Annotated in this window: 1 rRNA gene; it reads left to right on the top strand. The window is 54.9% G+C overall.

The features are described from left to right. Window positions 1-328: ribosomal RNA gene (locus AC5RK6_RS06295) — 23S ribosomal RNA — on the top strand; the annotation flags it as partial.

The following is a 328-nucleotide window of genomic DNA, read 5'->3' as shown; positions in this document are numbered from 1 at the left end:
GTTGTGGTGGTGATGGCGTGCCTATTGAAGAATGAGCCTGCGAGTTAGGATGTGTGGCGAGGTTAACCCGTGTGGGGTAGTCGTAGCGAAAGCGAGTCTGAAGAGGGCGTTTTTAGTTGCATGTTCTAGACCCGAAGCGGGGTGATCTACCCATGGCCAGGGTGAAGCACGTGTAAGAGCGTGTGGAGGCCCGAACCCACCAGGGTTGAAAACCTGGGGGATGAGTTGTGGGTAGGGGTGAAAGGCCAATCAAACTCCGTGATAGCTGGTTCTCCCCGAAATGCATTTAGGTGCAGCGTTGCGTGGTTCTTTGTGGGGGTAGAGCTAC

The sequence above is a fragment of the Actinotignum sp. usb-actsch-213 genome, assembly GCF_059085665.1.
Note: the sequence above shows the minus strand (reverse complement) of the source record. Positions and strands in the feature narration are given on the sequence as shown.